This window comes from Streptomyces sp. NPDC001549 (assembly GCF_042894025.1).
Classification (GTDB): domain Bacteria; phylum Actinomycetota; class Actinomycetes; order Streptomycetales; family Streptomycetaceae; genus Streptomyces; species Streptomyces kutzneri.
This window is the reverse complement of the sequence record NZ_JBIAVJ010000012.1, coordinates 221,499-238,917: the sequence shown is the minus strand read 5'-3', so window position 1 is coordinate 238,917 and position 17,419 is coordinate 221,499. Positions and strand designations below refer to the sequence as shown.

Below are 17,419 nucleotides of genomic sequence, written 5' to 3'. Positions count from 1 at the left end.
AAGGTGACGGTTCCGGTGGGGGTGCCGCTGCCGGGTGCGACTGCGGTGACGGTGGCGCACACGGTCACGGTCTCGCCGCATACCGACGGGTTGGGTTCCACGGTCACCGACACCGTGCTCGACGCCGGGTTGACCGTCACGTCCAGTGAACCCGTCGACGGCAGGAAGCAGGTGTCACCCGTGTAGGAGACGGTGACCGTGCCGGTCTCCAGTGTGGTCGTGGTGACGCATGCCGTGCCGCCCGCGTCCAGGGGTACGGTCGTGTTCAGTCCGCCGGGGCCGGTGAAGGTGACGGTTCCGGTGGGGGTGCCGCTGCTGGGTGCGACTGCGGTGACGGTGGCGCACACGGTCACGGTCTCGCCGCATACCGACGGGTTGGGTTCCACGGTCACCGACACCGTGCTCGACGCCGGGTTGACCGCCACGTCCACGGTGCCGGTCGACGAGGAGAAGCATTCCTCGCCGTTGTAGGCGGCCGTGACCGTGCCGGTCTCCAGCACGGTCGTGGTCAGGCATGCCGTGCCGCCTGCGTTCAGGGGTACGGTCGTGTTCAGTCCGCCGGGGCCGGTGAAGGTGACGGTTCCGGTGGGGGTGCCGCTGCCGGGTGCGACTGCGGTGACGGTGGCGCAGACCGTCACGGACTGGCCGCATACCGACGGGTTGGGTTCCACCGTCACCGATACCGTGCTGGCGGCTTGGTTGACGGTCACCGGTGCGGTGCCGGTCGATGAGGAGAAGCATCCGTCACCGTTGTAGGCGGCCGTGACCGTGCCGGTCTCCAGCACGGTCGTGGTCAGGCATGCCGTGCCGCCGGCGTCGAGGGTCACGGTCGTGTTCAGTCCGCCGGGCCCGGTGAAGGTGACCGTTCCGGTGGGGGTGCCGCTGCCGGGTGCGACTGCGGTGACGGTGGCGCACACCGTTACGGACTGGCCGCATACCGACGGGTTGGGTTCCACGGTCACCGACACCGTGCTCGATGCCTGGTTGACCGTCACGTCGAAGGTGCCGGTCGATGAGGAGAAGCATCCGTCACCGTTGTAGACGGCCGTGACCGTGCCGCTGGTGAGGCTGCTGGTGGTCAGGCAGCCCGTGCCGCCCGCGTCCAGGGGCACCGTCTCGTTCAGTCCGCCGGGGCCGGTGAAGGTGACGGTTCCGGTGGGGGTGCCGCTGCCGGGTGCGACTGCGGTGACGGTGGCGCACACCGTTACGGTCTCGCCGCATACCGACGGGTTGGGTTCCACGGTCACCGATACCGTGCTGGCGGCCTGGTTGACGGTCACCGGTGCGGTGCCGGTCGATGAGGAGAAGCATCCATCGCCGTTGTAGGCGGCCGTGACCGTGCCGGTCTCCAGCACGGTCGTGGCCAGACAGGCCGTGCCGCCGGCGTCCAGCGTCACCGTCTCGTTCAGTCCGCCGGGGCCGGTGAAGGTGACGGTTCCGGTGGGGGTGCCGCTGCCGGGTGCCACTGCGGTGACGGTGGCGCACACCGTTACGGACTGGCCGCACACCGACGGGTTGGGTTCCACCGTCACCGACACCGTGCTCGACGCCTGATTGACCGTCACGTCGAAGGTGCCGGTCCCGCTCGCGTAGCACTCGTCGCCACCGTAGGAGGCGGTGACCGTGCCGGTCTCCAGCACGGTCGTGGTGACGCAGGCCGTGCCGCCCGCGTCCAGCGCCACCGTCTCGTTGAGCCCGCCGGGGCCGGTGAAGGTCACCGAGCCCGACGGATTGCCGACGCCCGAGGAGACCGGTGCCACAGTGGCACAGAGCGTCACCGTCTCACCGCACACCGACGGGTCGGGGTTCGCCGAGACGGTGACCGAGACGGGCGCGGGGTTGACGACGTGGAGGGTCAGCGGGGAGTTCGACCCGTTGAAGTCCGCGTCGCCGGTGTAGAAGGCGGCTGCCTGGTGGAAGCCGACGTCCAGGCCACTGAAACTGACCTGCGCCTGCCCGTTCACGTCCACGGGGGCGGTCAGCACCGGACCGTCGTCGCTGACGATGAAGGACACCAGCCCGGTGGGGGTTCCCGCGCCCGGCGGAACGGGGGTCACTTGGGCGGTGGCGGTCACCGTCTCGCCGCAGACCGAGGGTTCGGGGTCGAAGGCCAGCGTGGTGGTGGTGTTCGCGAGGGTGACCTCCTGGGTGTCCGCACCCGTGGACGGGTCGTACTCTGCGTCGCCGGAGTAGTTGGCCTCCATCCAGTGGAGACCGACCTCCAGACCGCTAGTCGTGTACTGGGCCTGTCCGCTCACGTCGAGCGGCACCGTCACGACGGGCACGCTGTCGACGATGAATTCGACGCTGCCGGTCGGGGTGGGGCCGGCGACTTCCGGCTGGACGGTGGCGGTGAAGGTGACCGACTGGCCGAAGACGGACGGATCCGGTGCCGAGGTCACGGTGGTGGTCGAACTGGCCATGGTGTGGCTCCCTTTCGGATGACCCGCGGAAGCAGATGATTCTCTTCGCCCGTATGGCGCTTGGCGGAGCACGGAACGCACGAGAAAACACTGGTGGGACGTTCCGTTAAGAGCCCTTGTCCACGCGGAGTCGGGGCACATCACCTGCCGATATCAGCAGTAGGCCTTCCGGCTGAGGACTTGGGCTAGATGGGTGAACAAAACACCACTCGTTCGGCTCAGCGCACTCAGGCGCACGAGAGGCGATAAACCCGGATTATGCGGCGCCTTGATGCATTCTCGCGAGAGGAAAGGTTTCCCTTTCCGTCGTTTTCCGGGTGGATAGCTGGGCGGTGCCGGGGCGTACTCGCGCTCCCAGGACAGTCTGGCGGACTCACGGGCGGAAGAGAAAGGATTCCGCGCTGAGCGAACCGTGGTATTCCTCCGCGGTATTCGCAATTCCAGGGGTGCCACGGCATGCCGCAGCCCCTCGGTGCACCGGCCGTCCGGTACGCCGAGGGGCTGCTGGTGGGGCGTTACCCTTCCGGCGGTCCGCCGGGGTGGGGGCGGGGTGCCCACCGGGGCCCGCGCCGTGTCACCGGCGCGGTCGTGCGGTGCGGCGTACGGCCCGTTGTGTGTCCGTGGCGTCCCGGAGGACGTGCGTCCACGGGAGCCCGCCGCTTCCCGGTGCAGACAGCGGGCCTACTGGCGGACCGCCGTGATGGAACCGTGCCCGCCCGCCCTCCTGTTGGCGGCGTCGGCCTCTTGTCGCGTGGGGTACTGGCGCGTGACCCCGTTGGGGAGGACTAGTCGGTAGACGAACGTGGACCGGCTGGCGCGTCCGCAGTTGCATGCCATGGTCTTCCTCCTTCTGTTCGGCCGCTCCGGCGGCCGGTCAAGGGGAGGGCCGGGGGAGTTCCGGGGTAGGGCCGGGCCCCCGGCCCGTTCCCTTTACCCTTTATCCCCGGGCACCGCACGCCGACACTCGCCGCCATATAGTCATACTTATACGTGGCGGCGATGATCCGGATTATCCCAACGTGGCTGTCAATCAAGCCAGTTGGCGGCGAGGCCGGTGAGGTAGGAAAGAGTGAGCGCCGTGGCGCCCGCCTGGAACCACGTTTCCCCACCGGCCCAGTGGGCGAGCACGGTGACGGCGCCCGCGACCCAGATGCTGACGCACCATCCGCAGGTGACCAGATACGCCGGGTGGGAGTCTTCGCCGAAACGGTCGGCGATCCGGGAGCGAAACCCCGCGGCAAGGGCGTCCTTGGTGATGAATCGGGTGACGCGACAGACTATGCCGAGCGACAGGAGGAAGATCAGCGCACTCATGGAATTCATCGTAGGGTTTCCGCTCTCCTCCCCTCTCGCGTTTTCTCGAATCCGACGGGAGGTCGGGTCGGCCGGGAATGCGGGTAACCGCCTGAGTGCCGTGCGGAAGATTTCGAGTCGGGTGAGACGGTTGTGTCGCCATGTGGCCTCTGGTGTGGGTTTCCTGCGCTTGGCCGGATCGTTAATTCATGACGTCTGCGGCATTTCGGGAGGCCGAACCGCTCGGGGCGGTCGCCCGCGTACTTCGAGTTCGTGAACTGGCTCTCGCTGTACGGGTCGTCGTTCCCTCACAGCGGATCGCCGCCGGGAACGTGCTCGAAGGCGGCGCGAGCGGACACGGGGCGACGGAGCCCGCCGCGCGAGACCTGCCTTCCCCGGGGCCGCTTCACCCGGTGGACACCCGGTGTCCAGGGGCCGGTACGGGAATGGCAGTGGGGTTTGTCGGTCGGGCGTGCTTTGCTGGAGGCATGATCGATGAGTTCCTGGCCCATGGCCTGTCCGATGTGGAAGAGGCCGTCCGCAAGGCGGCGGCGATCGAGATCATGCCGAGATTCAGGCAGCTCGCCGAGCACGAGGTCGACGAGAAGAACGGCCCCCACGACCTGGTGACCGTGGCCGACCGCCAGGCCGAGGAGTACCTCACGGCCGCCCTGACCCTGCTGCTGCCCGGCTCCGCCGTGGTCGGCGAGGAGGCCGTGCACGCCGACCCCGGGGTGTACGCGGCGCTGCGCGCGGACGCCCCGGTGTGGATCGTCGACCCCGTCGACGGCACCCGCCAGTTCGTGAACGGCGACCCCGCCTTCTGCACCCTGGTCGCCCTGGCCCTGCGCGGGGAGATCCTCGCCTCCTGGACCTACGCCCCGGCGCTGGAGGAGCTGGCGACCGCCGTGCGCGGGCAGGGTGCGTACGTCAACGGCGAGCGGATCCACAGCGGTTCGCCGGAACCGGGCGCCGCGCTGCGGGTCGCCATCGCCCACCCGCTCTACACGAGTGACGAGAACAAGCGGACGCTGGCCCGGCTGGACGTACCCGGGGTCGCGGCCCGCCCCTGCGGCTCGGCGGGCCTGGAGTACCTGAAGGTGGCCCGCGGCGAGATGGACGGCCTGGCCTTCACCTGGCCCTCGGCCTGGGACCACGCGGCCGGGCTGCTGCTGGTCGCCGAGGCCGGCGGGACGCAGAGCACGGTCGACGGGGTCCCCTTCCGGGTGGACCGGGACAACGCGCTGCCGTTCGCGGTCGGGCGGGACGAGGCCACCACCGTACGCATCCGGGAGCTGCTCCGGGGCGCCTGACCGGGTCCGGTGCGGTCCGGCCGGGTCCGGACGGTCCGGGCGGCGGAATATCCTGGAGGCGCAGGCGCCGCCGGAGACGAAGGAGTCGCAAGTGCCGTCGATTCTCGATGTGGTCGTGGTGGGGGCGGGGCCGAACGGGCTGACCGCCGCCGTCGAACTGGCCCGGCGCGGCTTCTCGGTGGCCGTTTTCGAAGCCGCCGGCACGGTCGGCGGCGGGGCCCGGACCGAGGAGCTCACCCTTCCCGGCTTCCGGCACGACCCCTGCTCGGCGGTGCACCCGCTCGGGGCCGGCTCGCCGGTCTTCGCCACGATGCCGCTGAAGCGGTACGGGCTGGAGTGGCTGCACGCCCCGCTGCCCATGGCGCACCCCTTCGACGACGGCACGGCCGCGGTCCTGTCCCGCTCGGTCGCGGAGACGGCGGCGTCCCTCGGGCCGCGCGACGCGGGTGCCTACCGGCGTCTGGTCGGGCCGTTCCTCGGCAAATGGGACACCCTGGCCCGGGACTTCATGTCCCTGCCGAGCACCGCGCTGCCCCGGGACCCGCTCACGCTCGCCCGTTTCGGGCTCACCGGGCTGCCGCCCGCCACCTGGCTCCTGAGCCGCTTCCGCGACGAACGGGCACGGGCGCTGTTCGCGGGCCTCGTGGCCCACGTCATCGCACCGCTCGGCGGGATCGCCACCAGCGCGGTGGGCCTGGTCTTCGCGCTGGCCGCGCACGCGAACGGCTGGCCCATGCCGCGCGGCGGCTCGCAGTCCGTGTCCGACGCCCTCGCCGGGTACCTTCGCGACCTCGGCGGGACCATCCACACCGGCTTCGAGGTCAAGCGGCTCGACGACCTCCCGCCCGCCCGCGCCTACGTCTTCGACACCTCGCCGACCGCGCTGGCCCGCATCGCCCGCCTGGGGCGCGCGTACGACGGCTACCGGTACGGCGCCTCCGTGTTCAAGCTCGACTACGCGCTGGACGGACCGGTCCCGTGGACGGCCGAGGCGCCGCGCCGCGCCGGCACCGTCCAGATCGGTCCGCGCGCCCGTGACATCGACGCCGCCCTGCAGCTCGCCTCCGGCGGCCGGGCCCCGCGCACCCCCTTCCTCATCACCGCGCAGCCCAGCCTGGTCGACCCCGGCCGGGCGCCCGAGGGCAAGCACGTGTTCTGGGCGTACGGACATGTCCCCGCGGGCTGGGACGGCGATCTCACCGAGGCCGTCGAATCCCAACTGGAGCGCTTCGCCCCGGGCTTCCGCGACCTGGTGCTCGCCCGCGCCACGGCCGGCCCGCCCCAGCTCGCCGCCCGCAACCCCAACTACGTCGGCGGGGACATCGCCTGCGGGGCCGCCTCGGGCCTCCAGCTCCTGCTGCGCCCCAAGCTCTCCCTCACCCCGTACACGACGGCCCACCCGGCCGTCTTCCTCTGCTCCTCCGCCACCCCGCCGGGCCCGGGCGTGCACGGCATGTCCGGGCACAACGCCGCCAAGGCGGTCTGGCGGCACCTGCGAAAGGGCTCCTGATGGTCCGTATCACCCTGGTCCGCGGCGACATCACCGCGGAGAAGGCCGACGCCATCGTCAACGCGGCGAACTCCTCGCTGCTCGGCGGCGGCGGGGTCGACGGAGCCATCCACCGGCGCGGCGGGCCGGAGATCCTCGCGGCCTGCGAGGACCTGCGGCGCTCGCACTACGGCAAGGGGCTGGCGACGGGCCGGGCCGTCGCCACCACGGCCGGGCGGCTCGCCGCCGGGCACGTCATCCACACGGTGGGCCCGGTCTGGTCGCGCGAGGAGGACCGGTCGGCGCTGCTGGCCTCCTGCTACCGCGAGTCGCTGCGGATCGCCGACGAGCTGGGGGCCCGTACGGTCGCGTTCCCGGCCATCTCCACCGGCATCTACGGCTGGCCGATGGACGACGGGGCGCGGATCGCGGTGGAGACGGTGCGCGGCGCCCGCACCGAGGTGCAGGAGGTGCGGTTCGTGCTCTTCGGCGCGGCCGCCTACGAGGCCTTCGAGACGGCGGTGGCGGCCGCCGCCTGAGGTGGACCCCGCTCCGTCAGCGCGGCGGGCGCCCGGAGGCGCCCGGGGCGGGCCGCGGGTAGGTCCGGGACTGCTTGACGCTGCCGAACGCGAAGCTCGATTCGATCGAGGCGATCCCGGGGATGGCGTGGATCCGGTGGCGCACCAGGGATTCGTAGGCTTCCAGGTCCTCGATGACGACCCGGAGCAGGTAGTCGCTGCTGCCCGCCATCAGGTAGCAGTCCTGGATGTGCTCGATGACCGCGACGTGCTCCTCGAACAGCCGCACCGCCTCCGCCGTGTGGCGTTCCAGGCGGATCCGGACGAAGACGGTGACCGGGAGCCCGAAGGCGACCTGGTCGACCATGGCCGTGTAGCCGCGGATCAGGCCCGCCTCCTCCAGCCGCCGCACCCGGCGCAGGCAGGGCGACGGGGACAGCCGGACGCGGTCGGCGAGGTCCTGGTTGGACAGGCGCCCGTCGGCCTGCAATTCCCTGATGATCTGCAGATCCACTGCGTCCATGGTCGCTCCTTGGCAGAATCTGCCCCAAACGTATGTCCGAGAGGCAGAACTGGCAATCGGCTGCCCCGCCCCAGGCTCTAGCGTTGCCCGGGCACGGACCGGACCGGTCCGGGTCTCAGAGGCTGGAGCAATTCCTTGGTCGCGACGAACACCACCCGGGCGACCCTGCCTCCCGATGCGGCGGGCCCGCGGGCCGGACACCCCGGCCGGCGCGGGCTCTCCCCACAGGCCGAGGGCATGCTGGCCCTGCTGGTCACCGTGTCGATCTGGGCGGCCTTCGCGCTCAGCGCCCGGGCCCTGAGCGGTTCCTCCCTGCTGCCCGCCGACGCGGCCCTGCTGCGCTTCGGTGTCCCCCTCGTCGTCCTGTTCCCGGCCCTGTGGCGGCGCCGGCGCGCCATCGCCGCGGTGCGGCCGGGCCCCGCGGTGAAGATCGTCTGCGGCGCCGGGGTGCCGTTCTTCCTGGCCGCGATGCACGGCGGCGCGCTGACGTCCGCCGCCTTCGTCGGCTCCATCGTCCCCGGCATGGTCCCGCTGTTCGTCTCCGCGATCATGATCCGCCGGGGCCACGGTGCCCCCCGGGGCACGCAGGCCGCCGGGCTCGCCCTGATCGCGGCCGGCGTGGCCGCCCTCGTCTGGCGCTACGTCGTCCCCGTCGACACCGACGTACTCGCCGGCGCCGGCACGCTCCTGGTGGCCAGCGGCCTCTGGGCCCTCTACACCGTGGGCCTGCGCGAGGTCGACCTCGACCCGATCGGGTCGATCGGACTGCTGTGCCTGCCCTCCTTCGCCGTGATCGGGGTCCTGGTGCTGACCGGGGTGCTCCCCACCGGCATCGCGCACGCGGCGGGCAGCGACATCGCGCTGTTCCTCGTCGTGCAGGGGCTGGGGGTCGGCCTGTGCGCGGGCCTGCTGTACGCCTTCGCCATCCGCCGCCTCGGCGCCGAGCGCAGCGCCGTCGTCGGCAGCCTGAGCCCCGTCGCCGTCGTCCTGCTCGCCATCCCGCTGCTCGGCGAGACGCCGACCCTCGCCGTACTCGTCGGCGTACCCCTCATCACCGCCGGCGTCGTCCTCGCCAACCGCCGCCCACGACCCAAGGTTCCCGCAGATGCTTGAGCTCCTCCCCACGCCGCCCACCGACCCGCTGTGGGACCTGACCTACGAGTTCGGCAGTGACGAGCGGTCCGAACGCCTCAACCTGGTCCTCGGTGTCTACCGGGACCAGACGGGCACCACACCCGTCATGACCGCCGTGCGCGAGGCCGAGATGCGCCTGGCGGAGCGCTCCGAGTCCAAGGAGTACCGCGGGCTCTCCGGCAACGCGGCCTTCAACCGCTCCCTGCTGGGGCTGGTCCTGGGCCCGGCCGGGCCGACCGACCGGGCCGCGGCCGTCCAGACCGTCGCGGGCTCCGGCGCGCTGCGGCTGCTGGCCGACCTGATCTGCCGGACCCGCCCGGGCACCACGGTATGGATCAGCGATCCGGCCTACGTCAACCACCGGCCCATCCTGGAGGCCGCCGGGCTGCGCGTGCGCACGTACGGCTGGCGCGACGCCGAGGGCGGCTTCGGCACGGCCGGTGTGCTGCGGGAACTGCAGGAAGCGCAGCGGGACGACGTGGTCCTGCTCCAGGGCTGCTGCCACAACCCCACGGGCGTGGACCCGCTGCTGGACGACTGGGAGGCGCTCGCCGAGTCGGCCGCCCGCAGGGGCTGGGTGCCCTTCGTCGACCTCGCCTACCACGGGCTCGGCGACGGCCTGGAGGCCGACCTGCTGCCCACGCGGATGCTGGCGGCGCGGGTGCCGGAAATGCTGATCGCGGTCAGCTGCTCGAAGAACTTCGGCCTCTACAGCGACCGCGTCGGCTGCGCCATCGTGCTCGGCGCCTCGGGCCAGGCCGTCCGGCACGCCGAGACCGCCCTGCAGAACGCCGCCCGGACGCTCTACTCGATGCCGCCCGAGCACGGCGCGGCGGTGGTGACCACGATCCTGGAGGACGACGGCCTGCGGGCCGCCTGGCGGGCGGAACTGGAGGTCATGCGCGGCCGGATCATGGACAACCGGGCCGATCTGATCGCCCACCTGAGCGCGCTCGGCTGCGCGGAGCAGGCGCGCTCGCTCGCCCGGCAGAAGGGCATGTTCTCGATGCTGCCGCTGTCCGCGCAGCAGATGCTCCGGCTGCGCAGGCAGTACGCCGTCTACGGCACGACCTCGGGGCGGATCAACATCGCGGGCATCCCGGCGCACCGGATCCCCTGCCTCGCCCGGGGCATCGCCGGCGTCCTCGGCACGGCCGAAGCGCCCCGCTCGATCCCGACGCTCCCGCGGCAGCAGCAGTCCGGACCGGCCGCCGCCGTTCAGGCGTAGGAGAGTTCTTGGGAGACATGACAGTCCCCGGCAGTCCGTCGATTCCATGAGCCATCCGCCGTCGCCGATGGCTCCCCTGGTCGACAAGTGCTGCCGGGGGCCTGGCCAGAGCCTGGACAAGGGTCACGCGGGCCTGAGGACGTCTCCAGAGGGAGGTGCGGCACTTTCCGGTTATCCGGTGTATTGATGAGTTTCCTCCCAATTTGCACCTAGTCAAGGCTTTGTTCGGACGTAGTCTGTAAAGAAATCCGCGTCGCGCCCGCCACGAGCCCGACGGAAGGTGCTGCCATGACCACATGGCCGGTTTCACGAGCCGCCCGAGGGCCCGGCGCCACGGTCTGGGCGCCCGAAACGGTCACCGCGGACCCGTACAACGCCCAGACCCCCTCGGCCGCGCTGGCCGAGCCGGTCACCCCCGTCGGGGCCTTCTTCGTACGCGACCACTTCGGCATCCCGCGGACCCCGCCCGGCCGCTGGCGGCTGCGCATCGGCGGCGCCGCCCCCTTCGCCATCGGCTACGAAGAGCTGCTCGCGATGGACCACCGGGAACTCGACGTCGTGGTGGAGTGCGCGGGCAACGGCCGCAGCCTGATGACACCCCGCCCGCCCGGCCTGCCCTGGGGCCAGCAGGCGGTGGGCTGCGCCCACTTCGCCGGCGTGCCCTTCCGCCTCCTCGCCGAGCGGGCCCTGATCGGACCGCCGGCCGTGGAGGTCGTCTTCACCGGCGCCGACTCCGGCCCGGTGCGCGGCCGCCGGGCGGCCTTCGAGCGCAGCCTCCCGCTCGCCGTGGCCCTCCACCCGGACACCCTCCTCGTCACCCGCATGAACGGAGAGCCGCTCGCCCCCGAGCACGGGGCCCCGGTCCGCCTGGTGGTCCCCGGCCGCTACGCGGTCGCCGACGTGAAGTGGCTGGTCGGGGCCCGGGCCGTGACCCGCCCGTTCGCCGGTGTCTTCCAGAGCGAGGAATACCTCTACGTGGCCGCCCGCGGCACCCCCGAGGGCCCGGTGACGAGCGTGCGGGTCAAGTCGCTCATCACCGAGCCCGAACCGGACACGGCCGTGCGCCGGGGCCACGAGACCCTCGTCCGCGGCCGCGCCTGGTCGGGCGGCGGGGTGCCGCTGCGGAGCGTCGAGGTGCGCGCCGAGTACGAGGACGACGACCGCCACCGCGAGCGCGGCTGGCACGAGGCCCTCCTCGAAGCGCCCGCCGGCCCCTACGGCTGGAGCAGCTGGTCGTACCGGTGGACGCCGCGGCGGCCGGGACCGTACCGGCTGGTCTCCCGTGCCACCGACGCCCACGGCGACACGCAGCCGCCGCAGGCCCCGTGGAACGCCCGCGGCTACGGCTGCAACCCCGTGGCCGCCGTCGAGGTGGTGGTCGTATGAGCGAGGCGGGTGAGGCACGCGCACCAGGCGACGCGGCCGGTCCCGGTGCTGCCGCACCCCGGTACGCGCCCCGGCCGGGATCGGCCGACACAGAGCCCCACGCCCACCCCTCGGATAGGGTGAATCGGTAGGAATCAGGCCCCGGGGTGAGGTCGGTGCGTTGGACACTTACCAGGCGACGAGCGAGGTGCCGGACCCGCCGGCTGCGGCTGTCGGGTACGCGGGCGTACTCAACGAGCTGCTGCCGATCGCCCTCTGGCGGGAGGACGCCGACGGGCGCATCGTGGAGTGGTCGCTGGCCGCCCAGGACCTGCTCGGGCACCGCCCCGAGGACATCATCGGCCTCCCCGGCAGCGCCGTGCTCGTCCCCGAGGCCAATCACGAGCTCGCCGACCAGCTGACCCGGCGCGTCCAGTCCGGCGAGACCGTCGTCGGCACCCTGCCCGTGCGCCACCGCGACGGTCACCGCGTCCCGATGGAGATGTGGATCGTCCCCGCCGCCGACCCGCAGGGCCGGACGGGGGCCATGCTCATCGCCGTGGAGACCTCCGAGGTGCTCCACATGCGGGACTCCCTCGCCGCGCTCCAGAGCCTGTTCACCCAGTCACCCATAGGTCTCGCCACCCTCGGCACCGACCTGCGGTTCCTGCGCGTCAACGACGCCCTGGCCCGGATGAACGGCGTCTCCGCCGCCGAGCACCTCGGCAGGCGGCTCACCGAGGTGGTCCCCGGGGTCAACGCCGCCGCGCTGGAGGCGACGATGCAGCAGGTCCTCGACCGGGGCACCGCCGTCGTCGACGTCCGCCGCACCGGGCGGACCCCCGCCGACCCGGAGAACGACCGGACCTGGTCCTGCTCGTACGCCCCGCTGCTGGACGGCTCCGGCCGGGCCCTCGGCGTGATCGCCTCGCTCATCGACATCACCGAGGGCCAGCGGGCCCAGGCCGACGCCGAACGGGCCCGGCACCGGTTCGCCCTGCTCGCCGAGGCGGGCACCCGCATCGGTACCACCCTGGACCTCCACCAGACCGCCCAGGAGATCGTGGACGTGCTGGTGCCGCAGCTCGCGGACTCGGCCGACGTACAGCTGCTCGAAGCGGTCCTGCTCCCCGACGAGGGCCCGGTCCACGCAGCCTCCACACGCGGTGTCCTGCGCCGGCTGGCCGCCCACTTCCCCGACCCGACCGCCCCCACCGCGAAACTCGCCCCCGGCCAGACCTTCCAGATCCCCATGGGCACCACCTACGAGCAGGTCATCGCCGAGGGACGGCCCATGAACCTCTACCTCGCCGACATCCCGGCACTGATCACCTCCCCGCGCGCCGAGGCCCTGCGCACCTACCTCGCCACCCTGGGCTCGGCCCGCCTGGTCCCGCTGGTCGCCCGCGGCACCGTGCTCGGCGCCGTCGCCGTGACCCGTACGCGCGAGCGGGAACCCTTCGACGAGCAGGACTGCATCGTCGTCGACGAGCTGGTCGCCCGCGCGGCCCTCAACATCGACAACGCCCGGATGTACACCCTCCAGCGCCAGGCGGCCCTGACCCTCCAGCGCAGCCTCACCAACAGCGCGCTGCCCGAGGTCCCGGGCCTCGAACTCACCGGGCGCTACCTGCCCGCCAGCGACCACGACGTCGGCGGGGACTGGTACGACGTCATCCCGCTGCCCGGCGGCCGGACCGGGCTGGTCATCGGGGACGTCATGGGCCACGGCGTCCACGCCGCCGCCGTCATGGGGCAGTTGCGGACGGCCGTACGCACCCTCGCCCGCCACGACGTGCCCCCGGCCCAGCTGCTCCGCTCGCTCGACGCCGTCGTGGCCGACCTGGGCGAGGACGAGATGGCCACCTGTGTGTACGCCGTCCACGACGCGGCGTCCGGCGGCTGCGTGATCGCCCGGGCCGGCCACCCGCCGCCCGCCGTGGTCACCCCCGACGGGGCCATCACCTTCCTCGACGGCCCGCCCGGGACCCCGCTGGGCACGGGCGGGCAGGACTTCCGCACCGAGGAGGTACGGCTGCCGCCGGGGAGCCTGCTCGTGCTCTACACCGACGGCCTCATCGAGGCCCGGGACCGGGACCTCGACCAGGGCATGGCCCAGCTGGCGGGGGCCCTGCAGCGGGTGGAGCAGCCCCTGGAGGAGCTGTGCGAGGGGATCCTGCGGCTGCTGCTGCCGTACGCACAGCAGGACGACGTCGCGGTGCTGCTGGCCCGCACCCGGCCGGTGTGACCCCGACCCCGGTCGGCGGGCGGCTCACCAGGCCAGGTCCTCCAGCGCGTCCAGGTCCAGCGGGTCCGCCGCCCGCGCCTCCGGGCCCCCGGTCAGCGGCAGCTCGGCCCAGATGACCTTGCCGCGCTCGGTGTAACGGGTGCCCCACCGGTCGGCGTACTGGGCGACGAGGAACAGCCCGCGCCCGCCCTCGTCGGTGGTCGCCGCGTACCGCAGGTGCGGTGAGGTGCTGCTGCCGTCGGAGACCTCGCAGACGAGGCTGCGGTCGCGCAGCAGCCGCACCCGCACGGGCGCGCTCCCGTACCGGATGGCGTTGGTGATCAGCTCGCTGAGGATCAGCTCGGCGGAGAAGGAGATCTCCTCCAGCCCCCACGCCGCGAGCTGCGCCGCGCCCGCGTTGCGCACGCGCGAGACGGCCGAGGCCTCGCCCGGCACCTCCCACTCGGCGATCCGGTCGGCCTCCAGCCGCCGGGTATCGGCGACCAGCAGGGCGATGTCGTCGCTCGGCACCGGGAACAGCATCGCGGCGAGCACGTCCGAGCAGGCCTGGTCGGGGCTGCGGCCGGGCCGCGCCAGCGACTCGCCCAGCAGCTGCAGTCCGGCGTCGAAGTCCCGGTCGCGGTCCTCCACCAGGCCGTCGGTGAACAGCACCAGCCGGCTCCCCTCGGGGAGCGTGAACTCGGCGGCCTCGAAGGGCATGCCTCCGACGCCCAGCGGCAGCCCGGCCGGCAGCTCGGGGAACTCGACGTCTCCTCCGGGGCGGACCAGCGCGGGCCCGGGATGGCCGGCGCTGGCCATCAGGCACCGCCCGGAGACCGGGTCGTAGACCGCGTAGAGGCAGGTGGCACCGGTGACCCCGGCGGGCTCGGCGGCCCCGTCCGCGGCGTCCTCGGCACCGCCCTCCCCGTCCCCGTCCGCGAGCCCGCTCCCGGTGTCGTTCTGGTCGATCCGGTCGATCAGCTCGTCCAGGTGCCCGAGCAGCTCGTCGGGGGGCAGGTCCAGGGTGGAGAAATTGTGCACCGCGGTCCGCAGCCGGCCCATGGTGGCCGCGGCGTGCACCCCGTGCCCCACGACATCGCCGACGACCAGCGCCACCCGGCCTCCCGGCAGCGGGATCACGTCGAACCAGTCCCCGCCCACCCCCGCCTTCGCGGGCAGATAGCGGAAAGCCACGTCCACGGCGTTCTGGGCGGGCAGCACCCGGGGCAGGAGGCTGCGCTGGAGCGCCACGGCCACCGCGTGCTCGCGGGTGAAGCGGCGGGCGTTGTCGATGGAGACGGCCGCGCGCGCACCCAGCTCGGCCGCGAAGGACCGGTCCTCCTCGTCGAAGGCCTCCGGGGTGTCGGCCCGCCAGAAGTTGGCCATGCCCAGGACCACGCCCCGGGCCCGGAGCGGTACGGAGATCAGCGAGTGCAGCCCGTAGTCGAGCGCCACCCGGGTGCCGTGGGAGTCCTGGGCCCGCCAGCCCATGGCCGCGTTCAGGTCGGCCGCGAGCACCGCGTGCCCGGCGTCCAGGGCGGCCGCCATCGGGGCCGTCGGAACGACGAACCGGATGATGTCGCCCACCGGCTGGAGCGGCGAGTCGGCACGCACGCCGGTGATGGCGGCCCGGCGCATCTCGGTGTAGACACCGGTGACCAGCGAGGGCTCGTCACCGTGTAGCACCGGCTCCAGCAGCTCCACCGTGACGAAGTCCGCGAACCGGGGGACGGCGACCTCCGACAGCTCCTCGGCCGTCCGCACCACGTCCAGGGTGGTACCGATCCGCACACCGGCGTCGTAGAGCAGCTGCAGCCGGCCACGGGCCACCTCGGCCCGGCCGGAGAGCGCGGCGAGCTCGGTGGAATCGCGCAGGGTCACGACGCTTCCCGTGGACATGCCCTTGTACTGCGCGGTGGGCCGGACGTTGACGGCGAGCAGCCGGTCGCCCGCCAGGTGCACGTGGTCCGTCACGACCCGGCCGGAGGCGAGCAGTTCGGCGGTGCGCGGGTCGAGGCCGAGGTCGGTGACGTGCCGGTTCTCGTGGTCGGGCGGCAGGCCGAGCAGCCGGCGGGCCTCGTCGTTGGCCAGGACGAGCCGCTGGTCGGCGTCGATGATGACCACGCCCTCGCGGACGGCGTGCAGGACGGCCTCGTGGTGTTCGTTGATCCGGCTCATCTCGGCGGCGCCCAGGCCCCGGGTCTGGCGCCGCAGCCGGCCGCTGACCAGGGCGGCGCCACCGGTGCCGAGCAGCAGGGCGCCGGCGGCCGCACCGAGCAGGAGCGGGAGCTGGCCCTCGACGACCTGGGAGACGTTCTCGATGTCTATGCCGGTGCCGACCAGGCCGATGACGACGCCGTCGGTGTTCCGTATCGGGACGATGGCCCGGACGGCGTCGCTGGGCTCGCCCCGGAAGGTCTCCGTGAAGGCATGCCCGGCGAGGGCGCGACTGAGGTCTCCGGTGGCCCGCCGGCCGATCAGCTCGGGCCGCGGGTCGGTGTAGCGGATCCCGTCGGTGTTCATGACGGCGATGAAGTCGACGCCCGAGCCCCGGCGGGCGGCCTCGGCCAGCGGCTGGAGCAGGGCGGTCGGATCCGTCGAGAGCAGCGCCGACGCGATACCGGGGGCGTGCGCGAAGGACTCGGCCGCCGCGAGCGAGCGGTGACGGGCGTCGCGCTCGCTGTCGTACCGGGCCTGGAAGACCAGGGCCGCCGCGGCGGCGGCGATCAGCAGGAGCACGATCATCGCCTGGAGGGCGAAGACCTGACCGGCGACGCTGTGTGCCCACCGGGACAGGCGCGCGAACAGCCGCGAGCCCCACCCGGTCGGCTGGCGACCAAAACGTCCGGTCATGAGCCCTTTCTAACACTGTCCGGGGGGTTTGGTGCGGCTGCCGGTACGGAGGAGGCCGCACGGTACGCCCGGGGGCCGAGCCCGACGTGCGCGGTGAAGTGCTGGCGGAAGGTGACCTCGCTGGCGAAACCGGCTCGCCGGGCCACCTCCGGCACCGGGTGGTCGGTGCGCTCCAGCAGCTTGCGGGCCGCGTCCAGCCGGTGGCCCAGGAGCCACCGGTGCGGGGTGGTGCCGGTGGCGGCGGCGAAGTGCCGGGCGAAGGAACGCGGGGACATCCCGGCCCAGCCGGCCATGGTCGCCACGGACAGGGGCTCGTGCAGCGAACGCAGGGCGCGCGCCCGTACGGCGGCCAGCGCCTCGGCGGTCCGGTCCGCGGCCGGGACGGGCCGGTCCAGGTACTGGGCGTGGTCCCCGGTGCGGAAGGGGCCCGTCACCATGGAGCGGGCGATGGCGGCGGCGGCCTCGGCGCCGTGCGCCTCCCGGACCAGGTGCAGACACAGGTCGATCCCGGAGGCCACCCCGGCGGAGGTCCACAGCCCGCCGTCCTCGACGTAGAGCGGGGCGTCCTCGACCACGATCCCCGGGTAGCGGGCGGCGAGCTGCGGGGCCAGCCACCAGTGGGTGACCGCCCGGCGGCCCTCCAGCAGACCGGCCTCCGCCAGGATGAACGCCCCGGCGCACAGGGCGGCGACCGGCACGCCCCGGCCGTGCGCCTCACGCAGGGCGGCGAGGACCGGCGCGGGCGTCGGATCGGCCGGCTCGGCCAGCGCCGGTACGACGACCAGGTCCGCGGTGGCCAGCCAGTCCAGCCCCCGGTCGGGGGACAGGGTCAGCCCGCCGGGCAGCGGGATCGGACCGGGCTCCAGGGCGCACCGGCGCAGCTCGAAGCCCGGCACCCCGGCGTGGCTGCGGTCGGGGCCCCAGACCTCGGTGATGACGGCGAGGTCGAAGCTGCGGATACCGGGCTGGACGACGATCGCGACACGGCGCATCCGGCCAGTCTGCCAGGGGGCCGGAACTGCCAGTCTGGCAGGATCCCATCGATACGGGGCC

12 protein-coding genes are annotated in these 17,419 nt (G+C 73.0%); 7 read left to right on the top strand and 5 right to left on the bottom strand.

Translation table 11 applies throughout. The annotated features are described in order from the left end of the window. The coding region (locus ACFY04_RS21580) for an Ig-like domain repeat protein (RefSeq protein WP_389118799.1) at window positions 1–2,423 on the bottom strand (2,423 nt) is incomplete at its 3' end. Window positions 2,424–3,449: 1,026 nt separating this feature from the next. Beyond that, the gene (locus tag ACFY04_RS21575) at window positions 3,450–3,737 is read right to left on the bottom strand and encodes a hypothetical protein (protein WP_389118797.1); all 288 of its coding nucleotides are present in this window, start codon (window positions 3,735–3,737) and stop codon (window positions 3,450–3,452) included. Between the two features lie 467 nt (window positions 3,738–4,204). On the opposite strand from ACFY04_RS21575, the gene ACFY04_RS21570 reads away from it, so the two are divergent. From ACFY04_RS21570 to ACFY04_RS21560, 3 genes are all read left to right on the top strand, one after another. Beyond that, window positions 4,205–5,029, top strand: coding sequence for an inositol monophosphatase family protein (locus ACFY04_RS21570; RefSeq protein WP_389118795.1), 825 nt, complete (start codon window positions 4,205–4,207; stop codon window positions 5,027–5,029). Between the two features lie 91 nt (window positions 5,030–5,120). Then, on the top strand, window positions 5,121–6,539 hold the full coding sequence (locus tag ACFY04_RS21565) for a phytoene desaturase family protein (RefSeq protein WP_389118793.1): 1,419 nt from the start codon (window positions 5,121–5,123) through the stop codon (window positions 6,537–6,539). Beyond that, window positions 6,539–7,057 (top strand): O-acetyl-ADP-ribose deacetylase, encoded by a 519-nt coding sequence (locus tag ACFY04_RS21560; protein ID WP_389118791.1) that lies wholly within the window; start codon window positions 6,539–6,541, stop codon window positions 7,055–7,057. The genes ACFY04_RS21565 and ACFY04_RS21560 overlap by 1 nt, the downstream gene beginning before the upstream one ends. A gap of 16 nt (window positions 7,058–7,073) precedes the next feature. Here ACFY04_RS21560 and ACFY04_RS21555 read toward each other — a convergent pair whose 3' ends face one another. Next, entirely contained in the window at window positions 7,074–7,559 is a 486-nt protein-coding gene (locus tag ACFY04_RS21555; RefSeq protein WP_314252288.1) for an Lrp/AsnC family transcriptional regulator, read from the bottom strand. Window positions 7,560–7,694: 135 nt separating this feature from the next. On the opposite strand from ACFY04_RS21555, the gene ACFY04_RS21550 reads away from it, so the two are divergent. From ACFY04_RS21550 to ACFY04_RS21535, 4 genes are all read left to right on the top strand, one after another. Then, window positions 7,695–8,672 (top strand): DMT family transporter, encoded by a 978-nt coding sequence (locus ACFY04_RS21550; RefSeq protein ID WP_389118789.1) that lies wholly within the window; start codon window positions 7,695–7,697, stop codon window positions 8,670–8,672. After that, a complete protein-coding gene (locus ACFY04_RS21545; protein ID WP_389118788.1) occupies window positions 8,665–9,921 on the top strand; it encodes an aromatic amino acid transaminase in 1,257 nt (418 codons plus the stop codon). The genes ACFY04_RS21550 and ACFY04_RS21545 overlap by 8 nt, the downstream gene beginning before the upstream one ends. A 288-nt stretch (window positions 9,922–10,209) precedes the next feature. Continuing rightward, window positions 10,210–11,307 (top strand): molybdopterin-dependent oxidoreductase, encoded by a 1,098-nt coding sequence (locus ACFY04_RS21540; protein WP_389118786.1) that lies wholly within the window; start codon window positions 10,210–10,212, stop codon window positions 11,305–11,307. A gap of 160 nt (window positions 11,308–11,467) precedes the next feature. After that, window positions 11,468–13,534 (top strand): SpoIIE family protein phosphatase, encoded by a 2,067-nt coding sequence (locus ACFY04_RS21535; RefSeq protein ID WP_389118784.1) that lies wholly within the window; start codon window positions 11,468–11,470, stop codon window positions 13,532–13,534. Between the two features lie 24 nt (window positions 13,535–13,558). On the opposite strand, the gene ACFY04_RS21530 is transcribed toward ACFY04_RS21535, so the two are convergent. Then, window positions 13,559–16,366 (bottom strand): SpoIIE family protein phosphatase, encoded by a 2,808-nt coding sequence (locus ACFY04_RS21530; protein ID WP_389118782.1) that lies wholly within the window; start codon window positions 16,364–16,366, stop codon window positions 13,559–13,561. Next, window positions 16,363–17,358: a GlxA family transcriptional regulator gene (locus ACFY04_RS21525; RefSeq protein ID WP_389118780.1), complete on the bottom strand. Its 996-nt coding sequence runs from the start codon at window positions 17,356–17,358 to the stop codon at window positions 16,363–16,365. Before ACFY04_RS21525 ends, ACFY04_RS21530 begins: the two co-directional genes overlap by 4 nt. Between the last annotated feature and the right edge of the window lie 61 nt (window positions 17,359–17,419).